This is a genomic window from Bartonella sp. AP57NXGY (assembly GCF_042195805.1).
In the GTDB taxonomy this organism is placed as follows: domain Bacteria; phylum Pseudomonadota; class Alphaproteobacteria; order Rhizobiales; family Rhizobiaceae; genus Bartonella.
This window is the reverse complement of sequence record NZ_JBHIOZ010000007.1, coordinates 16397-28781: the sequence shown is the minus strand read 5'-3', so window position 1 is coordinate 28781 and position 12385 is coordinate 16397. Positions and strand designations below refer to the sequence as shown.

Below are 12385 nucleotides of genomic sequence, written 5' to 3'. Positions count from 1 at the left end.
CATGGATGTAGATATATGTCGCCTTAGTAATGGTTTGACTATCGCCACACATACAATGCAACAAATTGATAGTGTTGCCCTCGGAATATGGGTTAAAGTGGGCTCACGCAATGAAACCTCCACACAGCATGGTATTGCTCATCTTCTTGAGCATATGGCTTTTAAAGGAACCGAAAACCGTACTGCTTTTCAAATTGCAACCGATATTGAAGATGTTGGCGGTGAAATCAATGCTACAACCAGTATTGAAACAACAGCTTACTTTGCACGTGTTCTTAAAAGCGATATCCCACTTGCTATAGATATTTTAGCCGATATTTTAATGCATTCAAAATTTGACGACGATGAACTAGAACGAGAAAAACAAGTAATCTTTCAGGAAATTGGTGCTGCCCATGACACTCCTGATGACATTGTTTTTGATCACTTTACAGAAACAGCCTTTCGTCATCAATCCCTTGGACGCTCTATTTTAGGAACAGCTAAAACTATTCAATCATTTACATCTACTGATCTCCATGATTTCATCAATAAACAATATAGTGCAGATCGTATGATTGTCGTTGCTGCAGGAGCTGTAAAGCACGAAAGTTTCTTGCGAGAAGTTGAAAGTCGTCTTGGTACTTTTCGCTCCCATTCAACCGCACCTCTTACTAATCTTGCAAATTATGTCGGTGGCGACTTTCGTGAATATCGCGATTTAATGGATACACAAGTTGTTCTAGGGTTTGAAGGACGTGCTTATCACGCGCGTGATTTTTATGCAGCCCAAATTCTTTCTATCATTCTTGGTGGTGGTATGTCTTCACGTCTTTTTCAAGAGGTAAGAGAGAAACGTGGATTATGCTATTCTATTTATGCTTTTCATTGGGGATTTTCAGATACTGGGCTTTTTGGTGTTCACGCAGCTACCGGACAAGAAGGGCTCAAAGAACTTATTCCTGTGATTCTTGATGAACTTTCCAAGGTCAGCAAAAATATTCACGCCAACGAACTGCAACGAGCACAAACGCAATATCGTGCAAATCTGACAATGTCACAGGAAAATCCCTCTAGTCAAGCACATCTCATTGCTCGCCAAATACTCCTTTATGGTCGACCAATTCCAATATCGGAAACAATTGAACGCCTCAATCTCATCACTCCTAAAAGATTAACTGATTTAGCACATCGTCTTTTTACAAACTCCACTCCAACACTAACTGCTGTCGGACCTGTAGGACCCCTCATAAATTTTGATGATTTAACGTCAACTCTTTCATACAAGCTAAAGTAAAAACTTCTTTTCAAAGCAGCATCACAATAACATCACATATTTTATCATAAAATTTACCACAAAAGCTCTCCTCATTAAATAAGTTTTGGAAATATTGGGCAAATAGGCGTACAAAACTACCCAATTCATACTTCATGTGATAAAGATTCTAATAAGTGAAGGTATATCCGTGAAATCTGGAAATTCATGGTTTAACTTTGCCCTTTTAAAATATAAAACTTCATTCGCTTCAGGTTCCATTGAAGCAAATGGGTGTGTGGTCTATTTGTATATAAAATCACATAACTTAAGAAAAAGTGATAACAATTTATTATGTAAATAAATTATAAAAGGTGGACGTTTTTTCTCAAAAGTCGAAATGAAAATTAAACATCCTAAAATATTGAGAGTGGGACATTGTGAAGAGTTTGCGTAAAATAATTGACATCATTTTCATTGTAGTCGTTAGTTCTTTTGTCCATCTTACATCAGCACAAGCAATTGAACCAGTTAAAATTTCTTCTCAAGATGCTGCTCTTGATCTCTCAAAAGCAATTGAAATTCACCATACAAACAACTCTATTTTTCAAACAAGTACAGCACCAGGACCAGATGGTATTGTATGGCGTATTGAAGTGCAGGCAAAAAATGAAAAATTTTCCGGAAATTGGGCAGTTTTTTCTCTTGCAAATCCAACAGATGAACAAGTTGATCGTCTCATCGTTGCCCCCCATTACCGCATGGCACATTCTGGATTTTTTTGGCCAGACCTTGGATCATCAAGGATTCAATCCATAACGCCAAGCGAAGGTTTTTCCCTCGATCGTCAACTTAGTGCAAACTCTGATATCTTTCGTATTACCCTTAACCCTGGTGCTGTTATTACATTTGTGGCCGAACTTAACTCTGCAAATCTACCGCAAATCTATTTATGGCAACCTGAAGCTTATAAAGATGCAATTAATTCTTATACGCTTTATCATGGTATTCTTCTTGGGATATCAGGTCTCTTAGCGCTTTTGTTAACTGTTCTCTTCGTCGTCCGTGGAACAGGGCTGTTTCCTGCAACAGCGGCAGTTGCTTGGGCAGTGCTTTTTTATATTGGTATTGACTTCAACTTTTTAAATAAATTCTTTGCAGTTACACTCACAACCCAACCAATCTGGCGTGCTGGTACAGAAGTAGCACTTACTGCTACACTCTTCATTTTTCTTTTTACCTATCTCAGCCTTAACCGCTGGCATTATCATTTTAGTTACGGTGCTATCGCTTGGACCATTGCGTTTTGCAGTCTAGGAGCCTTTGCTATTTATGATCCCATCAGAGCAGCTGGAATTGCGCGTTTGTCTTTTGGCCTTACCGCTGTGCTTGGTATAATATTAATCATCTATTTCTCAATCAGAAGCTATGACCGCGCCATTATGCTTATTCCAACATGGTTGCTCATTAGCTTTTGGTGTGTTGGAGCCTATGCCTGCATAGCTGGACATTTAAACAATGATATTATCCAGCCAGCATTAGCGGGAGGATTAGTGCTCATTGTTCTTCTCATAAGCTTTACTGTCCTGCAACAAACTTTTTCTAATGACGCTTTCCATGAAGGAATATTTTCCGACCTTGAACAACAAGTACTCGCAGCAAAGGGAGCTGGAAATATTATTTGGGATTGGAATATTGAGCGTGATCGTATTGTTGTACATCCAAACATGGCAACCCTTTTTGGTACTGAAATTCATAACCTCAATGGACCTATGCGCAACTGGATTTCAGCCTTGCACCATGATGATCGTGAACGCTTTCAAGCCGTATTGGATATCATTCTTAAAAATAAAAAAGGGCGCATTGATCAAATTTTTCGGCTTTCTTCCGGTGGTGGTTATTATCATTGGTTTTCTCTTCGTGCACGTCCGGCTATGCAAAAAGATGGAAAAATCACACGTGTCATTGGAACCATTGTCAATATTACTAACCATAAAAAATCCGAAGAACGCTTATTGCATGATGCAATCCACGACAGCTTAACTGGACTTCCTAACCAACAAATTTTCTTTGATAGACTACAAAATTATACCTCTTTAGCGAAAGCAAATATCAAAATTAGACCAACTGTCTTTATGATTGATTTTGACAATTTTCGCCAAATTAATCGCAAATTAGGCATAGCAGTTGGGGATACTGTACTGCTTATAATCGCACGTCGTTTAAATCGTCTCATTAACTTTCAAGACACCTTATCGCGTCTTTCAGCAGACCGCTTTGCAATTATTTTACTCAGTGAAACCGAACCACAAAAAATTGCAGCATTTGCAGATCATTTGCACAAAACAATTTCAGCACCTATTTCACTTTCAGAAAATAAAATAATCCTTTCAACCTCTATCGGATTGGTTACATGGAGTGAAAGCCGGTCGACGGCTAAAGATATTTTTAATGATAGTGAGTTAGCGATGATTCGCGCAAAACAAATGGGTGGGAACCATATTGAACCTTTTCGTCCTAATTTTCGCACTTTGGGTCTCGAACATAATACTCTGGAGAAAGATGTCCATTATGCCATAAAACGTAATGAGATGAAAATCCTCTACCATCCTATTCTTAATTTATCAGACGGACATATTATTGGTTTTGAAACAATTGTAGAATGGCATCATCCCACTTATGGAAATTTAAATGTCTCTGATTTCATAAAAATCGTAGAAAATGAACAAATTGTTATGGATTTGTCACAATTTATCATCGATAATGCCATTATTGATCTTATAAATGTACAAGAAAAGTTTTCCCAACAATCTTTCTTTATTTCAATTAATTTACCAAGCGCAGAAATGATTCATCCTCGTTTTATCAGTCAATTGCGTGCCGCTTTGCTTCGCCATCCGCTCCACAAAGGGCGTCTGATGATTGAAATATCTGAATTTGTCTTAAGAAATAATCCTGAACAATCAGCGCACTTTCTTGAACAAATTAAAACACTTGGAATGAATCTCGCACTCGATAATTTTGGAACAGGTTATTCGTCTCTGACCTATCTCGTACGTTATCCATTTGATATGGTTAAACTTGATCGTTCACTTATCTCAATCGACTCTCTTAAGAAGAAAATTGTTCTAAAGTCTATCATTAATATGGCAACAGATCTTAATTTGCAAATTATCGCAGAAGGTGTTGAAAATGAAAAAGAAGCAATCTTCCTCCGTCAAGAAGGCTGTAAATATGTTCAAAGTACACTTGTGACGAAACCGATTGCCATAGAAGAATTAATTACGCTCGTTCAGAGCCATTTCCCTTATAAAATAAAAACATAAGGGATAAAATAACGTGTAAAGTTAAAAAGCTTAGAAAAAACTCTACGCGTGTCCCATTTCAGAAGCAAGATAAGTTGGATCGATACCCATGCGTGTTAAACTTTTATCATACTTGCAGCTTAAATCGCTTTCAAAAAGAAAACTAGGTGATGTAGAACTGATTAGCCAACCATTTGTAGAAATTTCTGCCTCAAGTTGCCCCGCTTTCCATCCAGCATAGCCTAATGCGACCAGTGCATGTTGCGGACCTTGTTCGCAACTGATCGCTTTTAATATATCAATTGTCGCAGTAAAACAGATCTTATCCGCAATAAAAACAGTTTCTTCACAAGCATAATCATCTGAATGAAGGACAAAACCACGCGAAGGATCAACAGGACCACCATAGCGAACTGGAAACTGTTTTATTGGTTCAGAAAGACTTTTTTTTTGGCCACTGTCTATGATTCCTAAGTGAAGCAAAAGCTCTGGAAAATCAATGTGATGCAATTGATTGAGAATGATGCCCATCGCACCGGCATCAGAATGCGCACAAATATAAATAACAGAACGAATAAAGCGTTTGTCATTCATCCCAGGCATTGCTATGAGTAATTGTCCACCTAAAAAGCCATTACACCGCTTCATTAATCTGTTATTCTCCATAATTGACATGATAAAAATTTGTTCATTTAGCACACTAGGAAAATAAAACTCCAATGAAAAAAAGTTATATATTTACAAATTTACAAAATATCGCAACTTTCTTTTATAAAAAGCTTTTAGTTACTTTAAGCTTAACATTCATAGTTTTAGAATTACTTAACATTCCTGTAAATGCTCAAACAGAACAAAAACTCCAGCTTTTCGCAACATCTTGGTATGAATCAGATGGTGGTCGTATCCGATTAGCGATCACTGAACCTTCTCTTTCTGGAATAAGAGAAGGCATTATTGAAATTGAGCTTAAACCAGGATGGAAAACTTACTGGCGTAATCCAGGTAATTCTGGCATGGCACCATTTTTTAATTTCAACCAACAGATTTCTTATGAAATCTTTTATCCTACTCCACAGCTTTTTGAAACAGAAAATGATTGGTCATTAGGTTATAAAGATAAAGTAATATTGCCCTTCAATCTTTCTGGTTCAAGCAAAAATTTAAGTGGTGCTTTCACTCTTGGATTATGTCACAAAATCTGTCTTCCATTTACTGTTAACTTTGATTTTTCGCCATCTGCTCTTAAAAATAAACAGCTTCCTGCTTCCTTCTTAAAAAAGGCGCAAAATTCTTTGCCCCGCATGACGCAGAATGCACTAAAAATAAGTGCTGAAAAAAATAATAGTACCCTTCTTATAAAAATACAAAATAACAACAAAACCACTCCTTCCTCTCTCTTTTTAGATGGAGGAGAAATGCAAATTGGAGCAGCAAGAAAAGTCAGTGATAACGCAGAATATACACTCTTCAGTGCTCCACTCTATTTCACACCAGAAGAAATAAACCAAAAAATTTTTTATACAGTTGCTTTTAAAGATCACGCCTTAAGTGGAACATTCATATTCCATACGCAGCCAACCCCTCTTGCGTCTCCGTGATAAAAGAAAAAGCTCTCAAAAAGCAATTATGCTGGAAAACGTCCATTTTCACGATATTGAGTAATTGCTTTGCGAGCAAGGGCATCTGCGCGTTCATTTTCTGGATGTCCCGCATGCCCTTTTACCCAGTGCCATCTAACTGTATGACAAGAACTAGCATCCTCAAGAGCTTGCCATAGCTCCATATTTTTAACAGGATTTTTTGATGCAGTGCGCCAATTATTCTTTTTCCAATCTTCAATCCACTTAGATATACCGTTACGTACATAAACTGAGTCTGTATAAAGATCGACCAAACAGGGCTCTTTAAGCGCCTTTAATGCACAAATTGCCGCCATGAGTTCCATTTGATTGTTTGTCGTATGGATCTTACCGCCATAAAGCTCCCGTTCATGACCATTCCAGCGTAAAATTGCTCCCCATCCTCCAACTCCAGGATTCCCTGAGCAAGCACCATCTGTATAAATTTCAACGACTTTTTGTTGAGTTGCCATAAAATTTAAAAACCTAATTCACTTAGCGAATTTACATTACTGAAAAAACAAAGCTTGTGCCAATACTCCCATGGATCTTTCTTAATAACAAAGCTATTAGGCGGTGTATTAAACCAATCATATAGACGTGTGAGTAAGAAACGTAGAGATGCACCACGAGCTAATAAGACCATCTTGTCCAATTCTAAAGGGATCAATGGTCTTATTTTTTGATAATTTTCCAATAACTTACGTGCTTTGGTAAGATTATAGGAATGATCAGGCTCAAAGCACCAAGCATTTAAACAGATCGCTAAATCATAAGCAAAAAAGTCATTACAAGCAAAATAGAAATCTATCATCCCAGAAAGACGATGATTCACAAAAAAAACGTTATCATTAAATAAATCTGCATGAATAATGCCTATTGGTAAATTACATGGCCAATTTTCCTGTAAAAAAGCCAATTCCAACTCAATTTTTTGTCCAAATTCTTTTAACAATGCATCTTCTTTGGTTTGACAACGTTGCCACAATACCTTCCAATCCATAACAGAAAGAGTATTTTTACGACTGAGTGTAAAATCCTGTCCTGCTAAATGTAATTGTGCTAACCCCGTCCCCACTTCGCCACAATGATCTATATTGGGCTGGCGGATCCACTCTCCTTCCAGAAAAGTAATAATAGCAGCAGGACGTCCTGCTAGTTCACAGATCATCATTCCATCATTTTGAATAACAGGTTGAGGACAAGGAATTCCACGCTGTCCTAAATGCTGCATCAAGCGACAAAAAAAAGGTAAATCATCTTTTGAAATACGCTTTTCATAAAGTGTTAAAATAAATCGCCCTTGTGTTGTCTCTAACATAAAATTAGAATTTTCAATCCCCTCTTCTATACCTTGATAAGACAAAAGTGATCCTATTGCATAACGTGTTAAAAACACTTTTAAATCATTTGGGTGAATATCTGTATAAACGGCCATTATTCTGCTTTCGTTGTAGACATGTCTGTATTCTGATTTTCATTTTTTGCATTATTTGCTTGACCATTAACGAAAGCCATATCTTGAGACGTTAAAATGACGTCGCGTAATTCGCGACTCACTAAAAATTTTTCCGTTTCTACCACTGTTTCAGCTAATTCTATTGTGACATCATAACGCTCACGAAATGCTGAAATAATTTCATCAATAATAATTTCAGGAGCCGAAGCCCCTGCTGAAAGACTGACTATAGAAAGAGATTTTAGGTTTTCAAAATTAATTTCATCAGCGCGCTGAACTAAAATAGCTTGCCGCGCACCAGACTTTTCGGCAACCTCTACTAAACGTCGTGAATTAGAAGAGTTTGGTGCTCCAACAATCAAAAACAAATCACTACCCTTTGCCGCTGCTTTAACCGCATCTTGTCGATTCGTTGTAGCATAGCAAATTGATTCAGCCGCTGGTGCTGCTAATGTAGGAAAACGTTGTTGTAATATATCGATAATTCCTGCAGTATCTTCAACAGAAAGCGTTGTTTGTGTAACAAATCCTAATTTATCTGGATCATTGGGTTGATAATGCAAAGCATCTTCTATCGTTTCAATAAGCGTCACAACCCCTTCTTCAAGCTGTCCCATTGTCCCTATCACCTCAGGATGACCAGCATGACCAATCAATATAACATGACGACCATGACGTTGATGTCGTATCGCTTGTTTATGAACTTTCGAGACCAACGGACATGTTGCGTCGAGATAAAACAAATTATAGTATCGTGCTTCTTCTGAAACAGATTTTGGTACACCATGAGCAGAAAAAACAACTGGTTGATTGCGATGTTCTTCTGGAATCTCATTAAGTTCTTCGACAAAAACAGCACCCCGTTGCTGTAATCCCTCAACTACGTAGCGGTTGTGTACAATTTCATGACGAACATATACTGGAACACCATATTTTTTTAATGCAAGCAGAACAATCTGGATAGCACGATCAACCCCTGCACAAAATCCACGTGGACCACAAAGACGTATCGTTAAAGGGGGAAGTCCAGACATAAATCATCCTTAATCTCTATAGTTTTAGCTATATATTCAAACAACCTATTATTATACATGAATAAGCAATGTAAAAAAACGTGCAATATCATCTTTTGCATAAGAACACACTCTATCGTGTTTTCTTACAGCATTTTCTTGAAGAAAAGCTCTTTTAAAATTTGCTCTTTCATTTTACGCAACTAAAGAGCGATAAAATACCAAACAAGAGATTCAATCAAAAGAATTCCAAAGATAGCTGCCAAATAAAGTAACGAAAAGAAAAACGTTTTTTTGGCCATCAAAATAGTTTCATTATGTGTATCAGCTTTCCATAAACGATAGGCAAAATAAATAAAGATAATGCTTAAAATTGTTGAAAAAATACCATAAAAAATTCCGCCAAGACCAGTAAAGCAAGGAGCAGCAGCACACAATGCCATCAAAACAGTATAAAATAAAATCTGTTTTTTTGTTGAATGTTCACCTCGTACATTAGGCATCATAGGGATACCTGCAGCCTCATAATCAAGAGATGAAAATAAAGAAAGAGCCCAAAAGTGAGGGGGGGTCCACATAAAAATGATTAAAAATAATAAAAAGCTATCAATACTCACTGTCCCTGTTGTCACGGCCCATCCAATCATTGGTGGAAAAGCCCCAGAAGCACCACCAATAACAATATTTTGTGGTGTGATACGCTTTAACCAAATTGTATAGATAACGACATAAAAGAAAATCGTAAACGCAAGAAAAAATGCCGCAAACCAATTAATGAAGCTCCCCATAACCAATACCGAGAGCATAGAAAGAACCATGCCAAAAATAAATGCCTTTTGGGAGCTGATTTTACCCATGGGAATAGGACGCTTTTTAGTCCGTTCCATCACAGCATCAATGTCAGCATCATACCACATGTTCAGTGCTCCCGCACCACCGCCACCAGCAGCAATACATAAAATTGCTAAAAAACCATACCACGGATTGATAGGAACAGGCGATACAAGCAAACCAACCAGAGCCGTAAAGACCACAAGAGACATAACACGTGGCTTTAATAATGTGATGTAATCACCAATACCGGATTTTGGTGGCGTTGATTTACCATTCACAACCGATAACTCTTCTGAAACTGACATTCCACTCAAAGCCCTTTTCCATTTCTGTCATTCACAAATCCAATATTATCTGACAAATATTATCTAGCGTATGGAAATGACCCATTAAGACCAATCGTATTTTTGAGAAAATATGAAATATCTCTTTCGCACGTATCCCCTAAAAGTAAATGGAAATATTGGCAATAAAAATACATTTTTTCAATCAACGTTCTCTCCACATTACAAATGTATCATAAAAATATATCATATGAATTAATATATTTGGGTAAATACTGATTTTGTGTTATGGTTTTTTATGGGGAATTCATTTTTTTATGTAAATCTATGCATGGTTGTGGGTGTTGAGTCGGATAGGATTTTCTGTGATACTTTATAAATTACTCAAAAAAACTTTTTTTATTGGTGCTGTTCTTTACACGCTTTATAGTAGTTTTATCAGTCATGCATTTGCACAAACACCCTATGCACAAGATGTCCCTGCTCCGCAAACCTATGGTGCATGGACAAAAGTGTGTTCTCTACCACCAGGTACACCTAACATACAGTGTGAAGTTGTACAAAACGTTCACACACAAGGGCGTCAAGATATTACCTTGCGCGTTACATTTTATAAACTTCCTCAAAAGCAAGGTGCTTTGATGCGTGTTTTTGTTCCGATTCGCGTTGAATTACGTCCTGGCGTTGGAATTAAAATTGACGATAAAAATATGGGCAGAATGGAATATCGTCGTTGTCTTGGTGATAATTGTGTTGCTGAAGCCTTTCTTAAAGAAGACATATTGCAGCTCTTTTTAAAAGGAAAAATGGCAACCTATTTTATCTTTACAACTCCGGAACAAGGGATTGGAGGTTTTGTTGACCTTCATGGTCTTGGCGACGCCTATGCAACCTTACCGACATGAATGAAATCAATACATTTTAAACAATCAAAATCTCATCGTATATTTTGAAAGATTCTTAAAATTAGATTGATAAAAATCTTCGAAGCCCCCATAAAAATAGGATAATTCTTATGAAATCGCTGATTGATCATTTTGATATTGCTTCCTCTAAAGTGCAATCACTTATACAGGAAACACTTCATCATGCTGATGATGGTGAGCTTTACCTTGAGTATACAGAAAGCGAAGCTCTTTTATTTGATAATGGACAGCTTAAAAACGGCTCATTTCATCAAGATATGGGATTTGGACTACGCGTTGTTGCTGGAGAGGCTACTGGATATGCTCACTCTAGTGAGTTATCAGCTGCTGCACTCAAACGTGCCAGTGAAGCTGCTAAAGCTGTTACCTATAATAATCATGCAGGGACTTATAGCATAGCACCTCAACAAACAAACAAAAGGCTTTATCAACCGCATAATCCCCTTGATGCTCCATCATTTGAAGAAAAAAGTGCTCTTTTGCAAAAAATTGATGCCTATTTACGTGCTAAAAATGATAAATTGCATCAGGTGACTGTTTCTCTTTCCGGCTCGCTACAACATGTTGAAATTTTACGTGCAGATGGTTATTTGGTTCGTGATATTCGTCCCCTTGTGCGACTTTCTATATCTGTGGTCGCAGCTGAAGGCAATCGTCGTGAAAATGGTTTTTATGGATGTGGAGGGAGACAAGCATTTAACCAATTTATTCATGAAGACAATTGGAAAAAAGCCGCGGATGAAGCCTTACGTATGGCTTTAATAAATTTAGAAGCAGAAGCAGCACCTGCTGGATCTTTTGATGTTGTCTTAGCTAACGGATGGCCTGGTGTTATGCTCCATGAAGCCGTAGGTCATGGTTTAGAAGGCGACTTTAACCGTAAAAAAACATCCGCTTTTGCTGGACTTTTAGGACAACAAGTTGCAGCAAAAGGTGTTACAGTTGTTGATGATGGAACAATTCCACAATGCCGTGGCTCTCTCACTGTCGATGATGAGGGGACACCTTCAGGATATAACGTTCTCATTGAAGATGGAAAACTCGTTGGTTTTATGCAAGACAGGCTTAATGCACGGCTTATGGGAGGTAAATCAACTGGAAATGGACGGCGTGAATCTTATGCTTATGCACCAATGCCACGAATGACCAATACAATCATGCTAGGAGGAGATAAGACATCTGAAGAAATCCTTTCTTCACTTAAAAGTGGTATCTATGCTGTTTCATTTGGTGGAGGACAAGTTGATATTACTTCCGGAAAATTCGTCTTTGAATGTACTGAAGCATACCGAATAGAAAATGGCAAAATTTGTGCACCAATCAAAGGTGCAACTCTTATTGGAAATGGACCGGATGCTATGAAACGTATCACAATGATTGGTAATGATAGTAAACTAGATAATGGTATTGGTATGTGCGGAAAAGCAGGGCAAAATGTCCCTGTTGGTGTTGGTCAACCTCATCTTCGAATCAATAATATGACAATCGGTGGAACTGCGCTTATAGAGGGATAAGCTTGCTCATTCCTTCCCAGTATTGCCTCCTTCTCGTCTATTACGACCATTTTGTGAGAGGGAGATTACAATGAATTGATTTATAAAGATAATCTAGCGTTATTCATATTGTATTAGAACCTTGAATACCGCAAGATTCTCTCATTTTAAATCTGTGTCTGTTGGATCAATCAAAATCATTCGTTTATACGTTACAG

The 12385-nt window shown here is 37.5% G+C and carries 10 protein-coding genes; 5 read left to right on the top strand and 5 right to left on the bottom strand.

Features of this window, described 5'->3' with window-relative positions:
* The first annotated feature begins 1 nt into the window (after position 1).
* Both ACFIL8_RS02155 and ACFIL8_RS02150 read left to right on the top strand, forming a co-directional pair.
* Positions 2–1276, top strand: coding sequence for a M16 family metallopeptidase (locus tag ACFIL8_RS02155; RefSeq protein WP_375611135.1), 1275 nt, complete (start codon positions 2–4; stop codon positions 1274–1276).
* Between the two features lie 398 nt (positions 1277–1674).
* A complete protein-coding gene (locus tag ACFIL8_RS02150; RefSeq protein WP_375672014.1) occupies positions 1675–4560 on the top strand; it encodes an EAL domain-containing protein in 2886 nt (961 codons plus the stop codon).
* Between the two features lie 42 nt (positions 4561–4602).
* On the opposite strand, the gene ACFIL8_RS02145 is transcribed toward ACFIL8_RS02150, so the two are convergent.
* The gene (locus tag ACFIL8_RS02145; protein ID WP_375613019.1) at positions 4603–5187 is read right to left on the bottom strand and encodes a YqgE/AlgH family protein; all 585 of its coding nucleotides are present in this window, start codon (positions 5185–5187) and stop codon (positions 4603–4605) included.
* A 71-nt stretch (positions 5188–5258) separates the two neighbouring features.
* Here ACFIL8_RS02145 and ACFIL8_RS02140 point away from each other — a divergent pair, with 71 nt between their 5' ends.
* Positions 5259–6137 (top strand): protein-disulfide reductase DsbD domain-containing protein, encoded by an 879-nt coding sequence (locus ACFIL8_RS02140; RefSeq protein ID WP_375628302.1) that lies wholly within the window; start codon positions 5259–5261, stop codon positions 6135–6137.
* Positions 6138–6163: 26 nt separating this feature from the next.
* On the opposite strand, the gene rnhA is transcribed toward ACFIL8_RS02140, so the two are convergent.
* The 4 genes from rnhA to cyoE form a co-directional block, all read right to left on the bottom strand.
* Positions 6164–6631 carry a ribonuclease HI gene (gene rnhA / locus ACFIL8_RS02135; protein ID WP_375613021.1) on the bottom strand — a complete coding sequence of 156 codons (468 nt, stop codon included), beginning with the start codon at positions 6629–6631 and terminating at the stop codon, positions 6164–6166.
* A gap of 5 nt (positions 6632–6636) precedes the next feature.
* Positions 6637–7596, bottom strand: coding sequence for a homoserine kinase (locus ACFIL8_RS02130; RefSeq protein WP_375613022.1), 960 nt, complete (start codon positions 7594–7596; stop codon positions 6637–6639).
* On the bottom strand, positions 7596–8651 hold the full coding sequence (ispH, locus tag ACFIL8_RS02125) for a 4-hydroxy-3-methylbut-2-enyl diphosphate reductase (protein ID WP_375611130.1): 1056 nt from the start codon (positions 8649–8651) through the stop codon (positions 7596–7598). The genes ACFIL8_RS02130 and ispH overlap by 1 nt, the downstream gene beginning before the upstream one ends.
* 182 nt (positions 8652–8833) lie before the next feature.
* Positions 8834–9769 (bottom strand): heme o synthase, encoded by a 936-nt coding sequence (cyoE, locus tag ACFIL8_RS02120; RefSeq protein ID WP_375613023.1) that lies wholly within the window; start codon positions 9767–9769, stop codon positions 8834–8836.
* 344 nt (positions 9770–10113) lie between these two features.
* Between cyoE and ACFIL8_RS02115 the strand changes: the two genes are divergently transcribed.
* Both ACFIL8_RS02115 and tldD read left to right on the top strand, forming a co-directional pair.
* Positions 10114–10653, top strand: coding sequence for an invasion associated locus B family protein (locus ACFIL8_RS02115; RefSeq protein WP_375628307.1), 540 nt, complete (start codon positions 10114–10116; stop codon positions 10651–10653).
* 110 nt (positions 10654–10763) lie between these two features.
* On the top strand, positions 10764–12188 hold the full coding sequence (gene tldD, locus ACFIL8_RS02110) for a metalloprotease TldD (RefSeq protein ID WP_375688820.1): 1425 nt from the start codon (positions 10764–10766) through the stop codon (positions 12186–12188).
* Positions 12189–12385 lie beyond the last annotated feature (197 nt).

Bases quoted from the DNA above. Each gene is read 5' to 3' on its own strand.
- ACFIL8_RS02145 (WP_375613019.1), bottom strand. From the start codon at position 5,187: ATGAAGCGGTGTAATGGCTTTTTAGGTGGACAATTACTCATAGCAATG.
- ispH (WP_375611130.1), bottom strand. From the start codon at position 8,651: ATGTCTGGACTTCCCCCTTTAACGATACGTCTTTGTGGTCCACGTGGA.
- tldD (WP_375688820.1), top strand. From the start codon at position 10,764: ATGAAATCGCTGATTGATCATTTTGATATTGCTTCCTCTAAAGTGCAA.
- ACFIL8_RS02130 (WP_375613022.1), bottom strand. From the start codon at position 7,596: ATGGCCGTTTATACAGATATTCACCCAAATGATTTAAAAGTGTTTTTA.
- ACFIL8_RS02140 (WP_375628302.1), top strand. From the start codon at position 5,259: ATGAAAAAAAGTTATATATTTACAAATTTACAAAATATCGCAACTTTC.
- ACFIL8_RS02155 (WP_375611135.1), top strand. From the start codon at position 2: ATGGATGTAGATATATGTCGCCTTAGTAATGGTTTGACTATCGCCACA.
- rnhA (WP_375613021.1), bottom strand. From the start codon at position 6,631: ATGGCAACTCAACAAAAAGTCGTTGAAATTTATACAGATGGTGCTTGC.
- cyoE (WP_375613023.1), bottom strand. From the start codon at position 9,769: ATGTCAGTTTCAGAAGAGTTATCGGTTGTGAATGGTAAATCAACGCCA.